This window comes from Pseudotabrizicola sp. 4114, from assembly GCF_031457365.1.
GTDB lineage: Bacteria > Pseudomonadota > Alphaproteobacteria > Rhodobacterales > Rhodobacteraceae > Pseudotabrizicola.
In genome coordinates this window covers 207,596-230,864 of record NZ_JAVDWP010000003.1, presented here as the reverse complement: position 1 = coordinate 230,864, position 23,269 = coordinate 207,596, and the positions used below count along the sequence as shown (strand labels likewise).

Genomic DNA, 23,269 nt, shown 5'->3' with positions numbered 1-23,269 from the left:
GGCAAAGCTGCGCCATGCGATGGAATCGCCTGGGGCGAACCAGACCGTTGCCAAATCAGGGGCTTGAACCGGAGGGGGGCATTGAGGCAGGGTGTCGGGATTGAGCGTGGGTGCCAGGGGGCGGGCCACCACCGGACATTTTCAAGGTTTGCCACTGGATGAGCCCGGTCATCACACGGTTGCGCGGCGACGGGCTTGTGGCCCGCGTGATGCGCAGTTCGGCCTGGACCGCGCTGGGCTACGCGGCCAGTCAGGCGTTGCGGCTGGCGTCGAACCTGATTTTGACGCGGCTGCTGTTCCCCGAGGCGTTTGGTCTGATGGCGCTGGTGTCGGTGTTCATCGTCGGGCTGACGATGTTTTCCGACATGGGCACGCATCCGGCGATTCTGCAGCACAAGCGCGGCGATGACGTCGCGTTCCTGAATACCGCCTTCAGCATTCAGGTGACGCGCGGCGTGGTGCTGTGGCTGGCCTCGGCGGCGATCGCCTATCCGGCAGCGCTGTTTTATGGCCAGCCGGAGCTGGCCTGGCTGTTGCCGGTGGCGGGGTTTTCGCTGCTGCTGCACGGGCTGGAGCCGACGCGGGTGGATACCGCGGCGCGGCATCTGCGGCTGGGGCGGCTGACGGCGCTGGATCTGGCGTCGCAGGTGGTCGGCATTGTCTCGATGGTCGGGCTGGCGTGGGCAACGCAATCGGTCTGGGCGCTGGTGGCGGGGTGGATCGTGTCATCGGGCACGCGGCTGGCACTGGTGACCTGGACCCTGCCCGGCCCGAAAAGCCGGCTGGGGTGGGAGCCTGCGGCGGCGCGCGATCTGATGCATTTCGGCTTCTGGCTGTTCTTGTCCACCGCCTGCGGTTTTCTGGTGGCGCAGGGCGACAAGGCGATTTTGGGCAAGTACCTGACGCTGGAGCAGCTGGGGCTGTATAACATCGGGTTTTTCCTGGCGTCGTTTCCGATGCTGCTGGGCCAGACCATCGGCGGGCGGATCCTGATTCCGCTGTACCGTGAACGGCCACCGGGGGAATCGGTCGAGAACTTTGCCAAGCTGCGGCAGATGCGCTTTGCGCTGTCGGGCGCGATTTTCACGCTGCTGGCGGTGATGGCCTTTGGCGGCGAGTGGATCGTCGATCTGCTGTATGATCCGCGCTATTCGGCTGCGGGGGCCATTCTGGTGCTGATTGCGGTGATCCAGATCCCGTCGGTGATCGGGATGACCTATGACCAGTCGGCGCTGGCGGCAGGGGACAGCCGGAATTACTTTCTGCTGACCGCGATGCGGGCGCTGTTTCTGGTGGTGGGGCTGATCCTTGGGGCGGAATGGCTGGGGCTGGTGGGCGCATTGGTCGGGCAGGCACTGGCGGCGGTTGCGGTCTATCCGTTCCTGATCTGGCTGGCGCGGCGGCACAAGGCGTGGGACGGGCTGCACGATCTGACCTTTGCCGTCCTCGGGCTGGGGATTGCGATCCTTGCCGTCGGGCTGGACCGCAGCGCAATTGTCGAGTTGCTGACCTTGTTCGGGGCACCCGCGCCATGACCCTGCACAACCAGACAGCCCCCCAACAGGACACCGCCCTGGCCGGGCACGCGCTGACCCCGCTGCAGCTGGGGATGGTTTATGAAAGCGCGCTTGCCGGGCGGCCTTGGGTCAATCTGGAACAGATCGTGGTGCATCTGGATGCGGAACGTGTCGATGCCGAAGGTCTGCGGGCCGCCTGGGCGCTGGTGGCGGCGCGGCATGCGGCATTGCGGCTGTCGATCCTGTGGCGCAAGCGGCTGACGCCGGTGCAGGTGCTGCGCGACCGGATCGAGGTGGCGCTGACGGTCGAGGACTGGTCAACCCTGACCCCGCGCCGGCGTGAGGGGATGCTGGCACAATTTCTGGAGGCCGACCGCGAACAGGGCGTCGATCTGGAGGCGGCTCCGGCCTGGCGGGTGATGCTGGCGCATCTGGGGCCGCAGCGATCGGTCATGGTCTGGACCGTGCATCACGCCATGGTCGATGGCCGCAGCATGGCGATTGTGCTGGAAGAGGTGTTTGCGGCGTTAAAGGGGGGAGCGCTGCCCCCTGCCCCCGAGGCCGGATTCCTGGACTATGCGCGCGGTCTGGCCGCGCAGGACAGCGCAGCGGCGCAGGGGTTTTTCCGCGACTATCTGAACGGGTTTGACCAGCCCAACCCGCTGGCCGATGATGCCGGTGACAGTGGGACAGCGCGCAAGCGCCAGATGGAGCGGCGGCTGGATGCGCGGCTGACGGCGGCGCTGGGCCTGCGGGCCGAGGCGGCGGGCACGACGCTGGCCACCGTGGTTCAGGCGGGCTGGGGCATGGTTGTGGCGCGCTGGACCGGGCGGGCAACGGCGGTGTTTGGCACCACCCGTGCCGGGCGGCATATTGTGCCGGGCACCCAGCGCACGGTGGGCTGTCTGATCAACACGCTGCCGATGAAGGTGCAGATCAGCCCGCCACGCGGGGCGGATGAGTTTCTGAGCGGGTTGCGCCGGGACTCGCTGGCGCTGCGGGCGCATGAACATGCGGCGCTGACCGATATCCGGCGCTGGTGCGGGTTGCCCGGCACCGAGTCGCTGTTCGATTCGATGGTGATGTTCGAGCGCGCCTCGCTGAATGAAACCATGCGGGCGCTGGGGCCCGACTGGGCGACACGGCGGGTAGAACTGCACGAAGAGGGCGCGCTGCCGCTGACACTGGCGGCTTATGGCGATGCGGAACTGCTGCTGATGCTGGAACATGATCCGGCGGCGGTAAGTGAGGCCAAGGCGCGGGCAATGCTGGGCCATCTGGCCGAAGTGCTGGCGTCGCTGGCCAAGGCGGGCACCACCACGCCGCTGACCCAGCTGACCATGCTGCCCCGCCCGGAAGAGGCGGCGCTGCTGGCGCTGGCCCGGCCAGAGCGGCGGCTGCCCCAGGTCGACCCGTGTGTAAGCCTGCGGTTTTCCGAGCGGGTGTTCGAACAGCCCGAGGCTGACGCGCTGAAGATGGTGGGCCAGCCCGAGCGGATGAATTACTCGATGCTGGAGGCGCGGATCGGCAGTCTGGCCGGGCGGCTGGTGCAGGCGGGGGCCGGACCGGGGCAGATCGTGGCGATCTGCCTGCCGCGCGGGCCGGAGTTTGTGGTGGCCATACTGGCGGTGTTGCGGGTGGGGGCGGCGTTTCTGCCGCTGGACCCCGGCTATCCCGATCCGGTGCTGCGCCACATGCTCAGCGACAGCGGGGCCGGGCTGATGCTGGCCCAATGCGGTCAGGATGTACCGCCGGACGTGCGGCTGATGACGCCGGAACCGGAGCTGGGGACAGCAGCGGCACCCTATCCCGATCTGCTGCCGCCTGATCCGGACCGGCTGGCCTATGTGATCTACACCTCGGGCTCGACCGGGGTGCCAAAGGGGGTCCGGGTCCCGATGCGGGCGCTGTCGGCCCATGCCAGTGCGATCATCGCCGCGTTCGGGCTGACCGCCGACGACCGGGTGCTGCAATTTGCCAGCCTGTCGTTTGATGTGTCGATCGAGGAGATCATCCCCACCCTGCTGGCCGGGGCCAAGGTCATCTTGCGCGACGCGGCGATGGCCGGATCCATCGGGCTGTTTCTGGAAGAGGTGGCGCGGCAGGGCATCACGGTGCTGAACCTGCCAACCGCGTTCTGGCATGTGCTGGTCGACGAGATGGCCCGCGACGGGCTGCACCTGCCGCAAGCGGTGCGGCTGGTGGTGGTGGGGGGCGAGCAGATCAGCCCACGGGCGCTGGCGACCTGGCAACGGGTTGCGCCGCGCCCGCGCTGGCTGAACGGCTATGGCCCGACCGAAACCACGATCACCTGCACCCTGCACGAACCGGGGCCGGTGACGGCGGGCGAAGATATTCCGATTGGCCGCCCGACCGCGCATGCGCGCGCCTATGTGCTGGCCCCCGACGGCTCGCTCGCGCCGACTGGCGCAGTGGGCGAGCTGTGGATCGGCGGGCCTGCGGTGAGCGACGGCTATATCGGCCATGCCGAGCAGACCGCCGCAGCGTTCCGCCCCGACCGCTTTCATGGCGAGGGCCGGATCTACCGCACCGGCGACATGGCGCGCTGGCGGCCCGATGGGGCGCTGGCCTTTCTGGGGCGGCGCGACCGGCAGGTAAAGCTGCGCGGCTTTCGCATCGACCTGCGCCATGTCGAGCGGGTGCTGGAGCGTGAGCAGAGCGTGGGCCGGGCGCTGGCGCATGTGCTGGGCGCAGGCACGCCGGGCGCGCGTCTGGTGGTCTGGGTGGCGGCGGCAGATGGCCAGCCCCTGCCCGAGGCGCAATCCTTGCGCGCGGCGGTGGCGGATCATCTGCCGGCGCATATGCTGCCTGCCATTCTGCCGGTTGCCAGTTTTCCGCGCACGCCGGGCGGCAAGATCGACATCACCGCCCTGCCGGTGCCGGACGTGGCCCCCTCTGCCGATGTGGCCACCACCGATGATCCGGTCACGCAAAAGATCGCGGCCCTGATGGCGCAGACGCTGGGGCTGGATGAGGTGGGGCCAGAGGATGATTTTCACGACCTTGGCGGCCATTCGCTGCTGGCGGTGCAGCTGATCGGGCGGATCGAGGCCGAGCTGGGCCATCGGCTGGGCGTGGCCGACCTGCACCGTCGCCCGACGGCGCGCGCTCTGGCGCGGGCGCTGTCGGCGGCGCAATCGGGGCCGCGCTATATCATCCCGATCCAGCCCAAGGGCAGCCGCCCGCCGCTGTTCGGCGTGCATGTGCTGGGCCGCAATGAGGAACACTTTCGCCCGCTGGCCGAGGCTTTGGGGCCGGATCAGCCGGTGTTTGGCCTGACCGTGGGCTTGCTGGCGCAGGATACGCCGATTGGCGTGCAGGACACTGCCCGTGCCTATGCGGCTGAAATCCAGCGACATTTTCCGCAAGGACCGGTCAGTCTGGCGGCGGTGTCACTGGCCAGCTATGTCGCCTATGAGCTGGCGCAGCAGCTGCTCCGCGCCGGGCGCGAGGTGCGGGTCATCGCGATGTTCGACAGTGCCGGCCCCGGTGGGCGGTCGCGTCTGTCGGGGCGGGCGCGGATCGGGGTGCATCTGCGGCAGCTGGCCCGGCGCGGACCGTCGCATCTGGCGGGGATCGTGACAAACCGCTGGGCAGATGTGCTGTACCGCAGCAAAAAGCTGCGCCTGCGGTTGCAAAAGCGGCGCGGCGACGTGGCCCCGATGACAGTTGACAGTTTCATGGTCGCAGCAGAGCTGGCGGTGCAGGCCTATGAGGTGCGCCCTATTCACCGGCCACTGACGATCTTTCGCGCCGAAGAGAATGTGTTCGACAGCCCCGAAAGCGCGCAGGACGGGCTGGGCTGGGCCGCTGTTGCCGCCTCGGGGTTTGAGGTGATCGACGTGCCGGGCGATCACCTGTCGATCCTGCAACCGCCGAATGTGGCGATGCTGGCGCATCACCTGTCACGGCTGATGGCGGATCTGCCCGAGGGGTGATCGCCCGTGACGGGCAAGCCGCACAGGATTGCGCTTTGACGGGCCGCGCCGCATGGTGCGGGCCGGATGACGGCGGAGGTTGCGATGGCGGCAGATGTATTCGGGCAGGTTGACGGGACAGAGGTTCTGGCGGTGACGCTGGGTGGTGGCGCGGGCCCGCGGGCGCGGATCACCACCTATGGCGCGCGGCTGACAGAGCTGTGGGTGCCGGACCGCGCGGGTGTGCTGGCCGATATCGTGCTGGGGCATACGGATGCGGCGGGCTATGCAGCGACCAAAGCCTATCTGGGCGCGACCTGCGGGCGGTTTTCCAACCGGATCGCGGGCGGGCGCTTTGTGCTCGACGGGCAGGTGGTGCAGGTGGACCGCAATGAGGGCGCAAAATCGCTGCACGGCGGGCGGGCCGGGTTTGACCGCAAGATCTGGGATATTTCAGAGGTGTCGGCGCGCTCGGTCACGCTGACGGCGGTGTCGAACGATGGCGAGATGGGCTATCCGGGGCGGCTGGCGCTGCAGGTGCGCTACTGGCTGGATGAGGCGGACCGGCTGTGGATCGCGATGGAGGCGGAAACCAATGCGCCGACCGTGGTGAACATGGTGAACCACAGCTATTTCAACATGGCAGGGTCCGGTTCTGTGATGGGCCAGCAGCTGCGAACCGGCGCCGGGCATTACACGCCGGTGGACGCCGATCTGATCCCCACCGGCGAGGTGCGGGCGGTGACCGGGACGGCGTTTGATTTCAACATCTTGCGCGAGATCGGGGCCGATCTGCCCGCCGATGATGGCTTTGACCACAACCTGTGCCTGAGCGGGCCGCTCGAGGCGAAATGGGGCGAGGCACTGCGGTTTTGTGCCGAAGCGGTGGATGCCGCATCGGGGCGGCGGATGGAGCTGTGGACCACCGAGCCGGGGGTGCAGTTCTACACCGGGGCGCATCTTGCCGGCGGCCTGCCGGGCAAGGATGGCGCGCCGATTGCCGCCTTTACCGGCTTTACGCTGGAGACCCAGCGCTTTCCCGACAGCCCGAACCAGCCGCAATTCCCCCCGGCCCGGCTGGAGCCGGGACAGCGCTACCGGCATCTGATGGCGTTCGAGTTTAAGCCTGCGGCGGGGTAACTCAGGGCTAGGGCAACGGCAGCGGCGGGGTGAACCCCGCCCTACCCCTGACCATGGCATGTGGTTTCCCCCGCAGGTGATGGCCTGCGGGGGAACAGGGCTTACGCCAGATCGAAACGGTCTGCGTTCATGACCTTGACCCATGCGGCGACGAAATCGCGCACGAATTTTTCCGCGTTGTCGTCCTGCGCATAGACCTCGGCATAGGCGCGCAGGATCGAGTTCGAGCCGAACACAAGGTCCGCGCGGGTGGCGGTGAACCTCACCGCGCCGGTGGCCCGGTCGGTGATGTGATAGAGGTTGCTGCCCGCCGGGATCCATTTCCACGCCATATCGGTGAGGTGGACAAAGAAATCGGGGGTCAGGGCACCCACCCGGTCGGTAAACACGCCATGGGCGGTGCCGCCGTGATTGGTGCCGATCACCCGCATGCCACCGACAAGGCAGGTCATTTCCGCCGCCGTCACGCCCATCAGCTGGGCACGGTCGAGCAGCAGCTCTTCGGGGCTGACCACATAGTCCTTTTTCTGCCAGTTGCGGAAGCCATCGGCCACCGGCTCCAGCACGTCAAAGGACGCGGCATCGGTCTGTTCTGCCGTCGCATCGCCACGACCGGGGGCAAAGGGCACGGCCACCTCAAAGCCTGCGGCTTTGGCGGCCTGCTCGACGCCGTCGGAGCCTGCCAGAACGATCACATCGGCCAGGCTTGCGCCATGGGTGGCGGCAATCGGCTCCAGCACTGACAGCACGTGCGCCAGACGGGCGGGCTCGTTGCCTTCCCAGTCCTTTTGCGGTGCAAGGCGGATGCGGGCGCCATTGGCCCCGCCGCGCATGTCCGAGCCGCGATAGGTGCGGGCGGAATCCCAGGCGGTGGTCACCATGTCAGACACCGACAGGCCGGACGCGGCGATGGCGGCCTTGACCGCAGCCACATCATAGCCGGTGGAGCCTGCCGGGACCGGATCTTGCCAGATCAGGTCTTCCTGCGGGGCGTCCGGCCCGATGTAGCGCGTGCGCGGGCCAAGGTCGCGGTGGGTCAGCTTGAACCATGCCCGCGCAAAGGTTTCCGAGAAATAGGCGTGATCCGCGGCAAAGCGTTCGCAGATTGCGCGGTAGGTCGAATCGACCTTCATCGCCATATCGGCATCGGTCATGATCGGCATCACGCGGATGCTTGGGTCTTCGACATCCACCGGCATGTCTTCTTCGCGGATGTTGATGGGCATCCACTGGTTGGCCCCGGCGGGAGACTTCTTCAGCTCCCACTCATAGCCGAACAGCAGGTCGAAATAGCCGTTGTCCCATTTGGTTGGGTGCGTGGTCCACGCGCCCTCGATTCCGCTGGTGACGGTATTGCGCCCCACCCCACGGCTGGTGTTGTTCATCCAGCCAAGGCCGCCTTCGGTGATGTCAGCACCTTCGGGGGCGGCTTGCAGCGCCCCGGCATCGCCGTTGCCATGGGTCTTGCCGACGGTGTGGCCGCCTGCGGTGAGTGCTGCGGTTTCCTCGTCATCCATCGCCATGCGGGCAAAGGTTTCGCGCACGTGCAGGGCGGTGCGGGCCGGGTCAGGCTGGCCGTTGACGCCTTCGGGGTTCACATAGATCAGGCCCATCTGCACGGCGGCGAGCGGGTTTTCCATGGTGGCGGGGTTGGTCACATCACCGTAGCGGGTGTCGGACGGCGCCAGCCATTCCTTTTCCGCGCCCCAGTAGATGTCTTTTTCCGGATGCCAGACGTCTTCGCGGCCAAAGCTGAAGCCATAGGTTTTCAGACCCATCGACTCGTAAGCCACGGTACCCGCCAGAATGATCAGATCGGCCCACGAAATGCGGTTGCCGTATTTCTTTTTCAGCGGCCACAGCAGGCGGCGCGCCTTGTCGAGGTTGGCGTTGTCGGGCCAGGAGTTCAGCGGCGCAAAGCGGATGGTGCCGGTGCCGCCGCCGCCCCGGCCATCGGCCAGACGGTAGGTGCCGGCAGAGTGCCACGCCAATCGGATCATCAACCCGCCATAATGGCCCCAATCCGCCGGCCACCAGTCCTGCGAGTCGGTCATCAGCGCGTGCAGATCGGCTTTCAGCGCGGCCACATCGAGGTTTTTGACCTCTTCGCGGTAGTCAAAACCCTTGAGCGGGTTCGACTTGGTGTCGTGCTGGTGCAGGATGTCGAGGTTCAGCGACTTTGGCCACCAATCCATCACCGTGGCCGCCGTGGTGGTCAAAGACCCGTGCATCACCGGGCATTTGCCGCCCGATTTGATATCGTTTCCATCCATGTCGCTTCTCCGCTTTTATATCTCTGTCGCAGCCGGTCCACGCCTCGGGCCAGACGAATCGTCGGCCCGCAGAACCATCGCTGCTTAGAATCTCTCTAACATGACGGGTTCATAATTAGAATTTGCATTTTCTAATCATCCTCATATGTTTTACTTATGAAAGCATTGTCGATGAAACACCTGCGCTATTTCGATGCTCTGGCACAGCACGCCCATTTCGGCCGGGCCGCCGAGGCCTGTGCGATCTCGCAGCCGGCGCTGTCGATCCAGATGAAAGAGCTGGAGGAAATTCTGGGCGCACCGCTGATCGAACGCGGCGCGCGGCAGATCAGCCTGACACCCCTGGGCGCGGACTTTGCGCTGCGGGTGCAGGGCATCTTGCAGGCGGTGGAAGAGCTGGGCGATCTGGTGCGGGCCTCGTTCGGGCCGCTGACCGGGCGGCTGCGGCTGGGGGTGATCCCCACCGTGGCCCCCTACCTTTTGCCGCGCATCATGCGCGATCTGACCGCGCGCTATCCCGATCTGGACCTGCGCCCGCGTGAGGCGATCACCCAGCGGCTGGTCGAGGATCTGACCGAGGGGCGGCTGGATACGGCGCTGGTCGCGCTGCCAGTGTCAGAACCGGGGCTGACAGAATACCCGCTGTTTGACGAGGAGTTCATTCTGGTCCGCCCGCAAAGCGATGCCGACAAACCGGTGCCCAACCCCGAAACCCTGCGCGAGATGCGGCTTTTGCTGCTGGAAGAGGGGCATTGCTTTCGCGAACAGGCGATCTCGTTCTGCAAACTCGGCTCCGCCCTGCCCCGCGATCTGATGGAGGGCAGCTCGCTCACCACGCTGGTGCAGATGGTCGGCGCAGGCATTGGCGTGACCCTGATCCCGCAGATGGCCGTCACGGTCGAGACCCGCTCGGCCGCCGTCTCGGTCGCGCGGCTGCCCGCGCCGCGCCCGATCCGCACCATCGGTCTGGTCTGGCGCAAGACCAACCCGCTGGCCAGCCAGCTGGCGCAGATGGCCGATCTGATCCGCATCAGCGGCACCACGGCTACTTAACGGCTCTGCCCCAGTCTGATGCCGCGCGCAGCGGTGCGGTGGGACTTGAGTATTTGGACCAAGATGAAATCAGGCGCGGCGCTTGCCCGTTCATCTTGGCAAAAATACTCATCTTGTCACCGTTTCCGCCAGCACAACCGCTCAGAAATCGGTCGGTGCGCCGCCCTCTTGCTTGCGCCGCGCGACAAAGCGGGCGAGCTCTTCGCGGGCGGTGTCGTCCATCGCGGGCGGCTCGAATTCGGCCAGGATCTGTTTGTAGATCCGGTGGGCGCGTTCCGGGGTCCAGACCGCGCCATCGGCGACCCAGGCCTCATAATTGCGCCAGTCGCTGGCGATGGGGGCGTAGAACGCGGTCTGATAGCGGTCCTGCGTGTGCTGGCAGCCGAAGTAGTGGCCACCCGCGCCCACCTCGCGGATCGCGTCGAGGGCGAGGTCTTCGGCGCCGGTGGCAAAGGTCGCCTGCTCGAAATAGCGCTGGATCATCTGCAGCACTTCGCAGTCCATCACGAATTTTTCGGGGGATGCGATCAGCCCGCCCTCCAGCCAGCCGGCGGCGTGATAGACAAGGTTGGTGCGCGACTGCACGGCGGCCCAGAGGCTGTTGGAGGTTTCCCACATCGACTGGCCGTCGGGCACATTGGCGGCGCAGACCCCCGACGAGCGCAGCGGCAGTTTGTAATACCGCACCAGCTGGCCGGTCATCTGCGTGGCGCGCATGTATTCGGGGGTGCCAAAGGCGGGCGCGCCGGATTTCATGTCGACGTTCGAGGTGAAGGTGCCGATTGCCACCGGGCAGCCGGGGTTGATGTATTGCAACAGCGCAATGGCGGCGAGCGCCTCGGCCAGTGAGAGCGCCACCGCGCCTGCCATGGTGACCGGGGCCATCGCCCCCGCCAGCGTGAAAGGGGTCACGATAACCGGCTGGCCGCGCCGGGCCATGCGCATCGCGCCGTCCAGCATCGGGTAGTCATGCTTGAGTGGCGAGACCGAGTTGATATTGGTGAACATGCGCGGGGTCGCGTCAAACTCGGACGGGGTCAGGCCCGCGGCGATGCGGACCATTTCCATCACATCCTCGACCCGCTCCGCCCCCAGCGAATAGGCGTGGACCACTTTGTCGGTCAGGGTCAGCTGATCGTGCAGACAATCGAGATGCCGCACGCTTGCATGCACATCGACCGGTTCGACCGGATAGCCGCCGTTCAGGTGGATGCAGTTGAAATACTGGGTCAGCTTGGTGAATTCGCGGAAGGTCGCCATATCGCCCGACCGCTTGCCGCGCTCCAGATCCCAGGCGTTGGGCGGCGAGGAGACATTGCCGAACAGCATGTGCGGACCGCCCAGGATCACCTGACGCGCCGGGTTGCGCGGGGTGATGGTGAAGCTTTCGGGCGCATGTGACAGCATCTCCATCACAAAGGCTTCGTCCATGCGGATGTTGGTGCCGCTGACGATGCAGCCCGCGTGGCGCAGAATCTCCACCGCCTCGGGGTTCAGGAATTCGATGCCGATGTCGGAGAGGATGGTCATGGCGGCGCGGTGAATGCGCTGCACACCGTCGCCGTCCAGCGGTTCGGTGGGGCGGTCGGGGTTGACCGGGATGCGCCAGGGCATCTGGTCGATCACGGCAGACCCGGCGCGCGCCTTGTTGCCCGCCCTGCCCCCGGCGCGACGCTTGCGGTCCTGAACATCAGCCATAACAGAGTCCCCCTGCCCCTTGCATGGGGCTGTCGGGGCAGGATGGACGAAAGCGGCAGCCGGTGCGCTCTTCACCGGCGACGTGATTGTGTCGTTTTCAGGCGGCGCGTTCGGCAAGCCAGCCGGTCAGCGCGCCGATGTCGGGCAAAACCACATCGGCATGGGGGGCAAGATCGGCGCGGGTGGCGATGCCGGTCAGCACCGCGATGCACAGCATCCCCGCCGCGCGCCCGGCGTGCAGGTCGTGCAGGCTGTCGCCGACCATGGCGATGCGGGCCGGGTCCAGCCCGGTCTGGCGGGCAAAGGCCAGGCACATGCCGGGGCCGGGTTTGGCGCCATGGCCGGAATCGTAGCCGGCGATGAAGTCGAACAATTCGGTCAGATCATGCGCCGCCAGATGGGCGCGGGCCGGAGCCTCGGTGTCATTGGTGGCAAGGCCGATCCGCAAGCCACGGTCGCGCAGCGCCTGCAGCAAGGGACGCAGCGGCACGGCGGGCACCATGACGGCCTGTGCGGCAGCGGCGTTGATCTCGGCCTCGACCTGCGCCACGGTCTGCCCCGGCAGATGCGTCACCAGTGCGGCGGCAATGTCCTGCGCGGTGGCGGCGATCACCGGGCTGTCGGGGTGGAACAGGCCGGTGTCCAGATCATAGCCGATGGCGGTGGCCAGATCATGCGCATGGCCCGCGTCGCGGGCGATGCGGCGGACCAGCGTTTCCGCCCAGCCGCCCCAGCTGCGGCGGAAGTCGAACAATGTGCCGTCCTTGTCAAAGATCACGCCGTCAATCATCGGGGCCCCTTGTGGCAAACTGTCATGTCCAATGCAGCGACTCGCCCCCCGGCAGGGCGGCGCGGGCCAGCATCGGCGCGTCATAGCGCAGGCTGTTGGCATCGCAAAAGGCGATGATCCAGGCATCATCCATCAACAGAAAGTCGAGAACGGAGCCCAGAAACTCTGGCTCTGCCGCGCGGGCTGCCAGATCTTCGGGCGAAAGCCCGGACGAGCCCATGAAGACCGGCAACAACTCTTCGTGACCGGCAAGCCAGGTCAGGGCCTGCAAGGCCATGGTTTCAGCGGATTCTTGCCGAGACATCGCACCATCCTTAGTCCTGCAGGCACATTAGCGACAATCTATCCCGAAAGGAATGAAAAGCGTTATTGTTTCCGCAAGGATTCCTTAACCAAATGGTAGGATCGTTAACAAAGTAAAACGCCTTCGGGATAAACGGGTATGGACGGCAGAATTCTGATCATAGATGACGTCGCGACCAACCGCATCGTGTTCAAGGTAAAGCTTGGCGCGGCGCGGTATCACCCGTTGGTGGCCGCGGGCGGGGCCGAAGGGTTGCGCATGGCCCGCAAAGAGCGCCCCGATCTGATCCTGCTGGATCTGATGCTGCCCGATCTGTCTGGCATCGACGTGCTGCGCCACCTGCGCGAAGACCCGCTGACCCGGGATATTCCGGTGATCGTGGTGTCCTCCTCGACCGCGCTGGATGACCGGCTGCTGGCGCTGGAGGCGGGGGCAGATGATGTGTTTGTCAAACCCTATGACGATGATCTGCTGATGGCGCGGATGCGCAATCTGCTGCGCAGCCGTCAGGATCTGACCGATCTGACCGAAGGGCAGGATGCGGCGATGTTCGGCCTTGCCGAAGCCGGGGCAGAGTTCCGCCAGCCCGGTCATCTGGTTCTGGTCACCGACCGGCCAGAGATGGCGCTGAAGCTGCGGCGCGACCTGTCGCCGCTGATGCGCGATACGATTTCGGTGCTCAGCCACGGCAATGCGCTGGCCGAGTCTGATGCGGCCGGTGGTGGGGCAGATATTTATGTGATTGATGCCGAAGATCCCAAAGCGGGCGGTCCCGCCCGGGACAGGGCGCTGCGGCTGGTGTCGGACCTGCGCAGCCGGACCACCACCCGCCATGCCGGGATCTGTCTGCTGACAGGGGGCAGCCTGCGCGCCGAGGTGATGATGGGCTTTGATCTGGGGGCGAATGCGATTTTGTCCGCTGACATGCCGGTCGCCGAAATCGTGCTGCGGCTGCGGGCGGTGCTGCGGGCCAAACGTCGGGCCGATCTGCGGCGCGAACAGGTGCAGGACGGGCTGCGGCTGGCGATGATTGATCCGCTGACCGGGTTGTTCAACCGCCGCTATGCCGCCGCGCGCCTGTCGGTGATGGCGCAGCGCGTGGCCAAAGAGGGGCGGTCGCTGGCGGTGATGCTGGCCGATATCGACCGGTTCAAATCGGTGAATGACCGCTATGGCCATGCGGTCGGCGATGATGTGCTGGTAGAGGTGAGCCGCCGTCTGGGGGCAAACCTGCGGACCGAAGATCTGCTGGCGCGCATCGGCGGCGAAGAATTTCTGATCGCCCTGCCCTACAGCTCGCAGGAGGAGGCGCAGGCGGTGGCGCGGCGGTTGTGTCACCAGGTGGAACAGCGCCCCGTGCAGCTGTCCGGGGGCGAAGCGTTGACGGTCACCGTGTCGATCGGGCTGGCGCTGTCGGATGTGGTTCCGGTGGGCACGCGGTGCTGTGACCCGGATCTGGTCGATGTGCTGATCGGGCGGGCGGATCAGGCGTTGCTGGCGTCAAAACGCTCGGGGCGCAATCAGGTGACATTGGCGCGCACTGCCGCCTGAATGTGGGTGGGCGCCTGAATGTGGGTGGGCACCTGAGCGGTGGGTGGCCGCCTGAGCGGCGGGGGCGCGTGATCCGGTCAGGCGCGGTCAATCGTCGGTATTGCGCGCGTTGCGCGGGCCCTTTTCGCCATGGCGGTCCAGCAGTTTTTCCAATCGCCCGACAAAGGCGGCGCGGTCGGCGTCTGACATCTGCAACACCAGCGTCACCAGCGCATCGCGCCCGGCCTCGGCCCGCGCGGCGATCCGGCTGCTCTGGGTGCTGATCGCGGCACGAAACGCCTGCGGCTCAAACGGGGTGGCGCGCAGGGCGGTCAGGACGGCATCGAAGTCGCCACGCATCTGGGCCCGCATCTCGCGCAGGCCCGGACCTTTTTCGGCAAAGCCGCGCAGCATGGTGCGGCGCTGGTCGCGGGTCAGCGCTTCGGTAAAGGGGCCAAAGCTCAGGTCGCTGACGGCGGGCGGGCGGGGCCGGTCGGTGTCGTGAAAGCGCAGCGCCATGCCCGCCACCGTGCCGACAACGGCAAGATTAAGCGCCAGCGACACCGCCAGCAGGATCTTCAACCCGCGGCCCGGGGATTTGGCAGGTGGCATATTCGCGGAGGATGGCGGCGGCAGGTCGGTCATTGCAGGATATCCTCGGACAAAAGCGCATCAAAGCCGGGCAGCAGATCAAGGCTTTCGCTCACCCCGAACCCGATGCTGCCGGCAAAACTGACCATCGGTTCGGGCTGGACATAGCCGATCACCAGCCCGGCCATGGCAGCTGTGCCCAGACCCGCCACCGCGATGGCCCCGCCAAGCGTGGCGGCCAGTCTGGCCCAAAACCCGCGCCGGGCGGGACGCGCCGGGCGCAGCTGCGGTCGCGGCTGAAGCGCCTGGGCATCGGCCAGCACCCGCGCCATGAAGGCATCGTCGGGCAGCGGCGGATCGGCCCGCGCCTGAGTCAGCAGGGCGTCCAGCTCGGCCTCGGGTGTCATGTCACTCTGCGTCTTCATATCCCAGATCCTTTCGCCGCCCCGCCAACAGGGCGGCCAATGCGCGTTTGCCCCGCGCGGTCAGGCTTTCCACCGCCTCGACCCCGATCGCCATGATCGTGGCAATCTCGGGGTTGGCAAGGCCTTCGATATGGCGCAGCACCACCGCCTGCCGCTGACGGTCGGGCAATTCCGCAAGAGCCGCCTGCAACGCCGCCATTCGGTCGACCTCGATCATCACCTGCACCACCGCCGGCTGATCGCTGGCCGGTTCGGCCGCATCGTCCAGCGGCTCGGCCCGGCGGCGCCTGATGGCGCGCAACCGGTCGGTCGCCAGATTGCCCACCACCCGGTACAGCCAGGTCGTGACCTGCGCCTCGCCCTGCCGCCAGTCGGGGGCGATGCGCCACAGCCGCAACAGCGCCTCTTGCGCCACATCCTCGGCCTCGGCCCGGTCGGCCAGCATCCGCAGCGCATGGGCAAAGGCGCGCGGGGCCAGACGCCGGGTCAGCAGGCGTGCGGCCTCGGGGTCCCCGTTCGCATAGAGGACCAGAAGCGCCTCGTCCGAAAGCGGGGCAGCGGTGTCGTCGCGTGGCATGTCCATCCTGTCGCTGGCTTATCGGCTTTCGCCCCCCGCCGGAAGGGCCGCGCCAAAGCGCGGCCCTTTTGGGCTGGTCAGGATCAGTTGTTGCCGCGCGGGCCATGCGGCCCCCCGTGCATTCTGCCGTGGCCTTCGCCATGTTTGCCGCCCCGGCGCTCGGCCATCCGCTCTTTGGCGGCGGTCAGCTCGGCTTCGGAAATCGCGCCGTCCTTGTCGGTGTCCAGACGCTCGAACATGCGGGCCGACATGCCGGCCTGCATCGGGCGCATGACCATTTCTGCCGCCGACAACTTGCCGTCGCCATCGGTGTCGAGCTGTTCGACCATCCGGGCGGCATGGGCATTGGCGCGCTCGGTGGCGGCGCGGATGTGCATCGCGGCCAGCTCCTCAGCGGACAACAGGCCATCGCCATCGGTGTCAATCGCGGCGGTCTGGGCGGTGCGGAAGGCGTCGATTTCGGCCTGGGTCACTTTGCCATCGCCGTCGGCGTCCATCGCGGCAAAATCCATGCCCGCCATGCCGCCCATCGGGCCACCCATTCCACCCATCGGGCCGCCCATGCGGTCGCCCCGGTCGGCCAGTGCGGCCCCTGCGGTCAGGGCAAAGGCCAGAACCACCAGCGAGGTGCCCACGATTTTGTTGGTGTCGATCATTGGTCGCTTCCTTTTTCAGACCGGCCCACTGCTCTGTTTCGGGGCCTTGTGAATGTGAAACGCCGCAGCACAGCGGTTCCGTCGCAGATTGTTGCGCGCTTGCGACATAGGCGCACAACGACAGGATGCGGCCTTTCAAAAACCTGGATATCCGGCATATCAATAGCGCAGGACGCCTGTTCGGGTCGCCCTGACCCCAGCGAAAAGTTGCGCCTCCATGTCGGACAGATTGATTTCCGTAGCCTCAGACCCTGTGACGGATGTGGCAGATGACCGGCCCTTGCGCCCGGCCATGCTGCGCGGCTGGCGGATGCGCTGCCCCCATTGCGGCGCGGGGCAGCTGCTGCGCAGCTATCTCAAGGTGCGCGACACCTGCCCGGTTTGTGGTGAGGCGTTGCACCACCACCGCGCCGATGACGGCCCGGCCTATCTGACCATTCTGATCGTCGGGCATGTGGTGGCACCGCTGATCCTGTATATCTTTGTCCGGTATCGCCCTGACCCTCTGGTGCTGGCGTCGGTGTTTTCGGTCGGGACGGTGGCGCTGTCGCTGTATCTGCTGCCCCGGCTGAAGGGGGTGATTGTGGCCATCCAATGGGCCAAGCGGATGCATGGCTTTGGCAGGGCGCGCAATGATGGCTGACGTGCCCGTGCCTGACGTTCCCGTGCCTGACGTTCCCGTGCGCGCAGCGGCGACGGTGATCCTGTGGCGCGATACGGCCACGGGGCCGCAGATCCTGATGGGGATGCGCGGGGCGGCGGCGGTGTTCATGCCGTCGAAATATGTGTTTCCGGGCGGGGCGGTTGATCCGGGGGATGCGGCATCGCCCATGCCGATGACCGGGCTCTGCGCCCATCGGCTGCGCGCGTTCTGCGGGCCGGGGGCACCGGTGCCCGGTGCCCTGGCCGGGGCTGCGCTGCGCGAGCTGCGTGAGGAAACCGGGCTGGTGATCGGCGCGACGCCCGCCCCTGCCCTGCGCTTTGTGTTTCGCGCGATCACGCCGCCGGGGCGGCCCCGGCGGTTTGACGCGCGGTTCTTTCTGGCCGATGCGGCGCATCTGACCGGATCATCCGATGATTTCAGCAAGGCCGATCAGGAGCTGTCGCATCTGCACTGGATCGGGTTGCGCGAGGCGCGGGCGCTGGATCTGCCGTTCATCACCGAGGTGGTGCTGGCCGAGATCACCGCAACCTTGCGCGGCGCGCCGGATCAGGGCGTGCCGTTTTTCGACAATTCCGGCACCACACCCGCGTTCCGGCGGATCGCATAGGCGGTCGCTGGCTCCATCAGCGGATGCGGCACCGGGTCTTTGGTACGCAGGAAATGGCGGGCAAAGATCTGGGCATAAGAGCGGTAGGCGTAGCCGTCATTGCGGCGCAGGTAATGGTCGCGGTTGGCGGCATAGAGTGCCGGCAGGCGATACCACGGCACCTGCGGGTGCATGTGATGCACCACATGCAGGTTGTTGTTGAGAAACAAGAGCGCCAGCGGGCCGCGATCTTCGACAATCACGGTGCGGGCGCGGGCGGCCTCATGCGCGCGGTGCTCCAGAAAGGTGCGGATTTTCAGGAGTGCCGTCGCAAGATAGACAGCGGCCAGATAGCCCGCCCAGCCCATCGGTGCAAAACTCAACCACAGCGCCAGCAGCCCCAGCCCGCCCAGATGCAACAGCCAGTCGCGCTGCACCGCACGGTCATGGCGCAGCAGATGGCATTCGCCACGCAGCCAGAGCAGAGTGCCCAGAATGGGGCCGATCACCATACGGCCCAGAAGGGTGTTGTTGGCGGTCAGAAGCCACCGCACCCAGCCCGGCAGCGTGACCCAGACCTGCGGATCGAGGTAGTTCGACTCCGGGTCGTCATAGGGATCGGTCAGGCTGGGGTCGTGGTGATGCGCCAGATGGGTGGCGCGGAACCGGCCATAGGGCACGGTGGGATACAGCGCGGGAAACACCAGCGCCTCATTCAGCCACGCCGTGCAGAACGGGTGGCCATGCAGCGCCTCGTGCTGGAGCGAGCAGAACTGGGTGATGGCGATGGCGGTGACGAGGATGCCAAGGGCCGGCGACAGCGTGGTCAGGCTGGTGGTGCCAAGGGCCCAGAGCACATAAGTCGCGGCCAGCAGGATCAGGGTGGGCCATTCGATAGCCGGTGCGCTGCGGTCGGACTGGATGAGCGGCAAGATGAAACCTGTTTTTGTACCTTCTTTGTGGGTAGCACTTGCCTTTGCAGCCGAGAACGCCAAGGATGCGCAACAGAATGTCACCTTTGTTGTGTTTAATTACCAAAAGCTGGATATGATCGACAAACGCATCCGTGCCGCCCTGTTCCGCACCCGTCTGGCCGAGGCGATGGCGGAGCGTGGCACCTCGCAGGCGGCACTGGCGCGGGCGACCGGGGTGGACCGCTCGACCATCAGCCAGCTCCTGGTGTCGGACAAGCGGCTGCCCAATGCGCAGCTGGCCGCCGATTGCGCGCAGGCGCTGGGGGTTTCAGCCGACTGGCTTCTGGGCCTGTCGGGGCGGCCCGAGCCGGTGGCGGATCTGCTGGCGATGCAACTGACCGAAACCCAGGCCCCGCGCGCGCTGATCGACGAGGCGATCTTTGGCTGGCACCAGGAGGCGGCGGGCTACAAGATCCGCCATGTGCCCGCGACCCTGCCCGACATGCTCAAGACCCGTGCGATGGTGGATTGGGAATATGCGCCGCAACTGGGGCGCAGCTCGGCGCAGGCGATCGGCGCGTTCGAGGACCGGCTGGCCTGGATGCGCGGCGCGCGGTCGGATTATGAAATCGCCTTGCCCCGGCATGAGCTTTTGGCCTTTGCGCAAGGCAGCGGCTATTATACGGGCCTGCCGGTCGCGCTCAGGCTGGAGCAGATCGACCGCATGATAGAGCTGACCGAGGCGCTGTATCCGGCGCTGCGGGTCTATCTGTTTGACGCGCGCCGGGTGTTTTCCGCGCCGATCACCGTGTTCGGGCCGCTGCTGGCGGTGCTGTATCTGGGGCGGCATTATCTGGCGTTCCGCGATACCGCGCGGGTCGAAAGCTTTACCCGGCATTTCGACTGGCTGGTGCGCGAGGCCGCCGTGACCGCCCGCGAATTTCCGGCGCATCTGCGCGACCTGCGGGCGCGGGTGGTTTAGTCCACTTTAAAACGGGCGCAGGAAGCTGGTATCATAGCCGTTGAAGTCGAAAATCTCGCGCGCGGCGGTCAGCCGGTCGGGCGGCAGGCTGCCGCCCCGGTTCAGGATGAACCCGAAATCGCCCGAGGGGGTGCCGATGGCGAGCGTGCGGTAATCGGTATCGACCCAGATCACCCACCAGTCCTGATCCCCCACCCGGAACCGCCCCGGCCCGGTCGATGGCATCGGCCCCGAGAGCCGCACCTCTTGCCCCGACAGGCACAGCCGCGCGGTCAGGGTCAGCGCGCCCGCCCGCCCGCCAATCTCGGCCCCGCCGGGGGCGCAAGCCGCACCGGGCGGAGCAAAACTGGCGGTCTGTTGCCAGCTGCCCACCAGCCGGGCCTGATCCAGCTGCGCATTCGACCAGATCGGCGCGCTTGATGCCCGGTAGGGCACCGCAGCGGGCGGCGCTTTTGGCGGCGCGCAGGCGGTCAGCGTCAGGATCAGGGCGAAAGCGGCCAGACGGCGCACGCGGGTCAGTTGATGCATTGGGTCAGCATCCTTCCTTGTTCATTCAGGATGTCATGACAGCCCAGCATCGGCGTCACCGGCGCGCAGGTGTTTGATGTGTTCAGGCAATAGCCGGTGCAATCGGTGGATCTGCGGCAAGATTTGCCCGCGTCCTTGGTCGGGGTCTGGCAAAACGCCGCTGTGCCGCCGCCCGCCACACTCCACCGCCCGCCCCGCTTTTCGCAGGCCAGATGGGCCGCCGTCTTGAACACGGCCGGGGCGACAGGCTCCGCCTCTGCCGGGGGCGCGTCAGACTGCGGCATGGTGTCGGGCACCGGCAACAGCGGCACAAGCGCCATGTCATCGGCGGGGGCCGCAGCGACTGGCGCAGGCGCTGCCGCGCCATCCAGCGAGGTCACCGCAATCTCGCCCCCCGTGATCGGGCTGTCCTGTGCGGCAGGCGGGGCCGGCTTTGCCCCCGGCAAGACCTGACAGCCCGCCAGCAGCGGGAGCAGGACAAGCGGCAGGATCAGTCGCAGGCGCATAGGGTCCCTATCGGCTCAAGGTCAGGCGCACAGATGGCCCCATTCGCCGCATACGCGCAAGCCCTTCGCGCGCAGGCTCAATAGGGCATCGGGTGCAGGCGGTGCGCGATGGCGATATCGGCCAGCACCGCCTCGGATAAAGTGACCTCCGCCGCGCCGATGTTGGTGGTCAGCTGCTCGACCGAGGTGGCCCCGATAATCGGGATGCAAGGGAACGGGCGCGACAGACAAAAGGCGATGGCCATCTGGCACGGGTCAAGGCCATGGGTCGCGGCGATGCCCAGATAAGCCGCAACGGCGGGAAACACCTGCGGCGTGATCCGCCCGCCCAGATCGGGGGTCGCACTGCGCCGCGAGCCCACCGGCACCACATCGCCCGCGTATTTGCCGCTCAAAAGGCCCGCCGCCAGCGGCGAAAACGCCAGAAGCGGCATATCCTCGACCATGCTCAGCTCGCACCAGTCGGTGTCAAACTGGCGGCACAAAAGCGAGTACTCGTTCTGCACCGAGACCATGCGCGGCAGGTCATGGATCTGCGCCAGATGCAGCCACAGCGCCGCGCCCCAGGTGCTTTCATTCGACAGGCCGATGGCGCGGATCTTGCCCTCGGCCATCAGCTCGGCGGCGGCACGCAGCACGTCGAGCATATCCGCCTCGACCTCGGCCCGGTCGGTGACGCGCGGCGCATAGCGCCAGGCCTGACGGAAATGATAGCTGCCCCGGTTCGGCCAGTGCAGCTGATAGAGGTCGATGTAATCGGTCTGCAACCGGCGCAAGGAGTCTTCGACCGCCACGCGCAGCGAGGCTCCGGTGATCGGCGCGCCGCCCCGCACCATCGCCTGCCCCGCGCCCGAGATCTTGGTCGCAATCTGCAACCGCGAGCGCCCGCCGCGCTGCGCCAGCCAGCTGCCGATGATGGTCTCGGTGCCGCCCACGGTTTCGGCCCGCACCGGATTGGTCGGATACATCTCGGCGGTGTCCCAGAAAGTCACGCCATGGTCGAGCGCCAGATCGGCCTGGGCATGGCCTTCGCCTTCAGTGTTCTGGCTGCCCCAGGTCATCGTGCCCAGACACAGTTTCGACACTTCTATTCCGCTGCGCCCCAGTTGAACCCGTTCCATCAGCTGCCCTTTTCGATACGTCGTGTCTTTGCCCGCACCCTAACCGCCTCGCCGGGCATGGCAAGGCCAAGCGTCGCCGCGCACGGGGATTTGCGCCGCACGCCGCGCAGGCAAGGCGGAAAAACCGCCTGAGATAGCCCCTTTACAGCCTCGCGCAAAGCGTCTTCTGTGCAGCGATGCGCCTGATGATTTCCTTTGCTGCCCTGTTCCTGTCGGTCGTGCTGTTGCAGCTGGGCCTTGGCGGTGTGGCCCCATTGGATGCCATTTCCGGTGTGGTGCTGGGGTTCAGCACCGCGCAGATCGGGTTTCTGGGCTCGGCGCATTTCTTCGGCTTTTTCATCGGCTGCTGGTGGGCGCCGCGCCTGATGGGCGAGGTCGGGCATTCGCGCGCCTTTGCCGCCTTTACGGCAGCGGGCACGCTGGGGATTCTGGGCCATATGATGGTGGTCGATCCCTATGCCTGGGCGCTGATGCGGCTGACCTCGGGGCTGGCGGTGGCGGGCTGCTACACGATCATCGAGGCGTGGTTGCAAGCCAAGGTCACCAATCAGACGCGGGGGCGCGCCATGGGCCTGTACCGGATCGTCGACATCGCGGGCTCTCTGGGCGCGCAGCTGATGATCGGCGTGCTGGAGCCGGCGAGCTATCTGTCCTACAACATCCTCGCCCTGCTGTGCTGCGTGGCGATCTTTCCGCTGACCCTCAGCCGGGCCGAAGCGCCCGAGATGCCCGATGCACCGCGCCTGCGGCCCGGTCTGGCGTGGCGGCTGTCACCCTTGGCCTCTATGGGCGTGGTGGTGTCGGGCATCACCGGGGCCGCGTTCCGCATGGTGGGGCCGCTTTACGGCACCGAAGTGGGCTTGCGCGCCGATCAGATCGCGCTGTTTCTGGCGGCGTATGTGCTGGGCGGGGCCTTTGCGCAATACCCCGTCGGCTGGCTGGCCGACCGCTATGACCGCCGCGCGGTGCTGATCGGCCTGTCGGTCGCCGGAGCCGCCGCCTGTGCGGCCACCGTGCTGGCGGCGGGCAGCGGCACGCTGGGGGTTTTCCTCGCCGCCGGGTTCTTCGGCTTTGTCACCCTGCCGGTCTATTCGGTCTCGACCGCCCATGCCCATGACTATGCCACCCAGATGGAGCGGGTGGAGCTGTCTGCCGCGCTGATGTTCCTCTACGCCGTCGGCGCCATCGCCAGCCCGCTGATCGCGGCGCTGCTGATCGACGGCTATGGCCCCTCGGCGATGTTCGTGATGATTGCTCTGTCCCACATCGGGCTGATCCTGTTCGGCCTCGCCCGGATGCGCACCCGCCCTGCCCCCGACAGCCGCACCCCCTATACCTACGAGCCGCGCACCTCGTTCCTGATCGGCAAACTGCTGCGCGGCCGCCGCGACCGCTGACAGGGGCGCGGCCCTTGCAGGGATTGCTGCTTTCCAAATACTCAATTTGCGACCGCAGCCCCCCGTGCATCCTCTGGCA

General features: G+C 66.7%; 21 protein-coding genes. 9 read left to right on the top strand and 12 right to left on the bottom strand.

All coding sequences use genetic code 11. The features are described from left to right. Nucleotides 1-158 precede the first annotated feature (158 nt). The 3 genes from J2X53_RS08560 (at nt 159) to J2X53_RS08550 (ending at nt 6,595) form a co-directional block, all read left to right on the top strand. The gene (locus tag J2X53_RS08560) at nt 159-1,535 is read left to right on the top strand and encodes an oligosaccharide flippase family protein (protein WP_349037071.1); all 1,377 of its coding nucleotides are present in this window, start codon (nt 159-161) and stop codon (nt 1,533-1,535) included. Further along, on the top strand, nt 1,532-5,476 hold the full coding sequence (locus J2X53_RS08555; RefSeq protein ID WP_349037070.1) for an amino acid adenylation domain-containing protein: 3,945 nt from the start codon (nt 1,532-1,534) through the stop codon (nt 5,474-5,476). Before J2X53_RS08560 ends, J2X53_RS08555 begins: the two co-directional genes overlap by 4 nt. Nucleotides 5,477-5,542: 66 nt before the next feature. Beyond that, nucleotides 5,543-6,595 carry an aldose epimerase family protein gene (locus J2X53_RS08550; RefSeq protein WP_349037069.1) on the top strand — a complete coding sequence of 351 codons (1,053 nt, stop codon included), beginning with the start codon at nt 5,543-5,545 and terminating at the stop codon, nt 6,593-6,595. 101 nt (nt 6,596-6,696) lie between these two features. On the opposite strand, the gene katG is transcribed toward J2X53_RS08550, so the two are convergent. After that, on the bottom strand, nt 6,697-8,868 hold the full coding sequence (katG, locus tag J2X53_RS08545) for a catalase/peroxidase HPI (protein ID WP_349037068.1): 2,172 nt from the start codon (nt 8,866-8,868) through the stop codon (nt 6,697-6,699). A gap of 156 nt (nt 8,869-9,024) precedes the next feature. Between katG and J2X53_RS08540 the strand changes: the two genes are divergently transcribed. Then, entirely contained in the window at nt 9,025-9,921 is an 897-nt protein-coding gene (locus J2X53_RS08540; protein WP_349037067.1) for a LysR substrate-binding domain-containing protein, read from the top strand. A 141-nt stretch (nt 9,922-10,062) separates the two neighbouring features. On the opposite strand, the gene J2X53_RS08535 is transcribed toward J2X53_RS08540, so the two are convergent. From J2X53_RS08535 to J2X53_RS08525, 3 genes are all read right to left on the bottom strand, one after another. Beyond that, entirely contained in the window at nt 10,063-11,619 is a 1,557-nt protein-coding gene (locus J2X53_RS08535) for a trimethylamine methyltransferase family protein (protein WP_349037066.1), read from the bottom strand. A gap of 97 nt (nt 11,620-11,716) precedes the next feature. After that, nucleotides 11,717-12,409: an HAD family hydrolase gene (locus tag J2X53_RS08530; protein ID WP_349037065.1), complete on the bottom strand. Its 693-nt coding sequence runs from the start codon at nt 12,407-12,409 to the stop codon at nt 11,717-11,719. 22 nt (nt 12,410-12,431) lie between these two features. Continuing rightward, nucleotides 12,432-12,713 carry a DUF3572 domain-containing protein gene (locus tag J2X53_RS08525; protein WP_349037064.1) on the bottom strand — a complete coding sequence of 94 codons (282 nt, stop codon included), beginning with the start codon at nt 12,711-12,713 and terminating at the stop codon, nt 12,432-12,434. 138 nt (nt 12,714-12,851) lie between these two features. Here J2X53_RS08525 and J2X53_RS08520 point away from each other — a divergent pair, with 138 nt between their 5' ends. Beyond that, nucleotides 12,852-14,264: a diguanylate cyclase gene (locus tag J2X53_RS08520; protein WP_349037063.1), complete on the top strand. Its 1,413-nt coding sequence runs from the start codon at nt 12,852-12,854 to the stop codon at nt 14,262-14,264. 87 nt (nt 14,265-14,351) lie between these two features. Here the strand turns inward: J2X53_RS08520 and J2X53_RS08515 are convergent, their stop codons facing one another. From J2X53_RS08515 to J2X53_RS08500, 4 genes are all read right to left on the bottom strand, one after another. Further along, nucleotides 14,352-14,888: a periplasmic heavy metal sensor gene (locus J2X53_RS08515; protein ID WP_349037062.1), complete on the bottom strand. Its 537-nt coding sequence runs from the start codon at nt 14,886-14,888 to the stop codon at nt 14,352-14,354. Further along, nucleotides 14,885-15,259: a dihydroorotate dehydrogenase gene (locus tag J2X53_RS08510; RefSeq protein ID WP_349037061.1), complete on the bottom strand. Its 375-nt coding sequence runs from the start codon at nt 15,257-15,259 to the stop codon at nt 14,885-14,887. The genes J2X53_RS08515 and J2X53_RS08510 overlap by 4 nt, the downstream gene beginning before the upstream one ends. Then, complete coding sequence (locus J2X53_RS08505; protein ID WP_349037060.1) at nt 15,243-15,842, bottom strand: RNA polymerase sigma factor; 600 nt, start codon at nt 15,840-15,842, stop codon at nt 15,243-15,245. Before J2X53_RS08505 ends, J2X53_RS08510 begins: the two co-directional genes overlap by 17 nt. 77 nt (nt 15,843-15,919) lie before the next feature. Then, the gene (locus tag J2X53_RS08500) at nt 15,920-16,492 is read right to left on the bottom strand and encodes a calcium-binding protein (RefSeq protein WP_349037059.1); all 573 of its coding nucleotides are present in this window, start codon (nt 16,490-16,492) and stop codon (nt 15,920-15,922) included. Between the two features lie 217 nt (nt 16,493-16,709). Between J2X53_RS08500 and J2X53_RS08495 the strand changes: the two genes are divergently transcribed. Together J2X53_RS08495 and J2X53_RS08490 are read left to right on the top strand one after the other, a co-directional pair. Further along, the gene (locus J2X53_RS08495) at nt 16,710-17,135 is read left to right on the top strand and encodes a DUF983 domain-containing protein (RefSeq protein WP_349037058.1); all 426 of its coding nucleotides are present in this window, start codon (nt 16,710-16,712) and stop codon (nt 17,133-17,135) included. Further along, nucleotides 17,128-17,763, top strand: a complete 636-nt coding sequence (locus J2X53_RS08490) for an NUDIX hydrolase (RefSeq protein ID WP_349037057.1) — start codon at nt 17,128-17,130, stop codon at nt 17,761-17,763. Before J2X53_RS08495 ends, J2X53_RS08490 begins: the two co-directional genes overlap by 8 nt. On the opposite strand, the gene J2X53_RS08485 is transcribed toward J2X53_RS08490, so the two are convergent. Then, nucleotides 17,703-18,674, bottom strand: coding sequence for a fatty acid desaturase (locus J2X53_RS08485; RefSeq protein WP_349037056.1), 972 nt, complete (start codon nt 18,672-18,674; stop codon nt 17,703-17,705). The two genes, J2X53_RS08490 and J2X53_RS08485, sit on opposite strands and share 61 nt — an antisense overlap. Nucleotides 18,675-18,789: 115 nt before the next feature. Here J2X53_RS08485 and J2X53_RS08480 point away from each other — a divergent pair, with 115 nt between their 5' ends. Next, complete coding sequence (locus tag J2X53_RS08480) at nt 18,790-19,638, top strand: helix-turn-helix transcriptional regulator (RefSeq protein WP_349037372.1); 849 nt, start codon at nt 18,790-18,792, stop codon at nt 19,636-19,638. A gap of 6 nt (nt 19,639-19,644) precedes the next feature. Here J2X53_RS08480 and J2X53_RS08475 read toward each other — a convergent pair whose 3' ends face one another. The 3 genes from J2X53_RS08475 to J2X53_RS08465 form a co-directional block, all read right to left on the bottom strand. Further along, nucleotides 19,645-20,166, bottom strand: coding sequence for a lipocalin family protein (locus tag J2X53_RS08475; protein ID WP_349037055.1), 522 nt, complete (start codon nt 20,164-20,166; stop codon nt 19,645-19,647). Further along, complete coding sequence (locus J2X53_RS08470) at nt 20,154-20,672, bottom strand: hypothetical protein (RefSeq protein WP_349037054.1); 519 nt, start codon at nt 20,670-20,672, stop codon at nt 20,154-20,156. The genes J2X53_RS08475 and J2X53_RS08470 overlap by 13 nt, the downstream gene beginning before the upstream one ends. A gap of 77 nt (nt 20,673-20,749) precedes the next feature. Then, on the bottom strand, nt 20,750-21,793 hold the full coding sequence (locus J2X53_RS08465; RefSeq protein ID WP_349037053.1) for an aldo/keto reductase: 1,044 nt from the start codon (nt 21,791-21,793) through the stop codon (nt 20,750-20,752). A 176-nt stretch (nt 21,794-21,969) separates the two neighbouring features. Between J2X53_RS08465 and J2X53_RS08460 the strand changes: the two genes are divergently transcribed. After that, nucleotides 21,970-23,190, top strand: coding sequence for an MFS transporter (locus J2X53_RS08460; RefSeq protein ID WP_349037052.1), 1,221 nt, complete (start codon nt 21,970-21,972; stop codon nt 23,188-23,190). Nucleotides 23,191-23,269: the final 79 nt, after the last annotated feature.

Bases quoted from the DNA above. Each gene is read 5' to 3' on its own strand.
- J2X53_RS08480 (WP_349037372.1), top strand. From the start codon at position 18,790: ATGATCGACAAACGCATCCGTGCCGCCCTGTTCCGCACCCGTCTGGCC.
- J2X53_RS08490 (WP_349037057.1), top strand. From the start codon at position 17,128: ATGGCTGACGTGCCCGTGCCTGACGTTCCCGTGCCTGACGTTCCCGTG.
- J2X53_RS08555 (WP_349037070.1), top strand. From the start codon at position 1,532: ATGACCCTGCACAACCAGACAGCCCCCCAACAGGACACCGCCCTGGCC.
- J2X53_RS08495 (WP_349037058.1), top strand. From the start codon at position 16,710: ATGTCGGACAGATTGATTTCCGTAGCCTCAGACCCTGTGACGGATGTG.
- J2X53_RS08550 (WP_349037069.1), top strand. From the start codon at position 5,543: ATGACGGCGGAGGTTGCGATGGCGGCAGATGTATTCGGGCAGGTTGAC.
- J2X53_RS08460 (WP_349037052.1), top strand. From the start codon at position 21,970: ATGCGCCTGATGATTTCCTTTGCTGCCCTGTTCCTGTCGGTCGTGCTG.
- J2X53_RS08475 (WP_349037055.1), bottom strand. From the start codon at position 20,166: ATGCATCAACTGACCCGCGTGCGCCGTCTGGCCGCTTTCGCCCTGATC.
- J2X53_RS08535 (WP_349037066.1), bottom strand. From the start codon at position 11,619: ATGGCTGATGTTCAGGACCGCAAGCGTCGCGCCGGGGGCAGGGCGGGC.
- J2X53_RS08515 (WP_349037062.1), bottom strand. From the start codon at position 14,888: ATGACCGACCTGCCGCCGCCATCCTCCGCGAATATGCCACCTGCCAAA.
- J2X53_RS08560 (WP_349037071.1), top strand. From the start codon at position 159: ATGAGCCCGGTCATCACACGGTTGCGCGGCGACGGGCTTGTGGCCCGC.
- J2X53_RS08540 (WP_349037067.1), top strand. From the start codon at position 9,025: ATGAAAGCATTGTCGATGAAACACCTGCGCTATTTCGATGCTCTGGCA.
- J2X53_RS08525 (WP_349037064.1), bottom strand. From the start codon at position 12,713: ATGTCTCGGCAAGAATCCGCTGAAACCATGGCCTTGCAGGCCCTGACC.
- J2X53_RS08510 (WP_349037061.1), bottom strand. From the start codon at position 15,259: ATGAAGACGCAGAGTGACATGACACCCGAGGCCGAGCTGGACGCCCTG.
- J2X53_RS08520 (WP_349037063.1), top strand. From the start codon at position 12,852: ATGGACGGCAGAATTCTGATCATAGATGACGTCGCGACCAACCGCATC.
- katG (WP_349037068.1), bottom strand. From the start codon at position 8,868: ATGGATGGAAACGATATCAAATCGGGCGGCAAATGCCCGGTGATGCAC.
- J2X53_RS08505 (WP_349037060.1), bottom strand. From the start codon at position 15,842: ATGGACATGCCACGCGACGACACCGCTGCCCCGCTTTCGGACGAGGCG.
- J2X53_RS08500 (WP_349037059.1), bottom strand. From the start codon at position 16,492: ATGATCGACACCAACAAAATCGTGGGCACCTCGCTGGTGGTTCTGGCC.
- J2X53_RS08470 (WP_349037054.1), bottom strand. From the start codon at position 20,672: ATGCGCCTGCGACTGATCCTGCCGCTTGTCCTGCTCCCGCTGCTGGCG.
- J2X53_RS08465 (WP_349037053.1), bottom strand. From the start codon at position 21,793: ATGGAACGGGTTCAACTGGGGCGCAGCGGAATAGAAGTGTCGAAACTG.
- J2X53_RS08530 (WP_349037065.1), bottom strand. From the start codon at position 12,409: ATGATTGACGGCGTGATCTTTGACAAGGACGGCACATTGTTCGACTTC.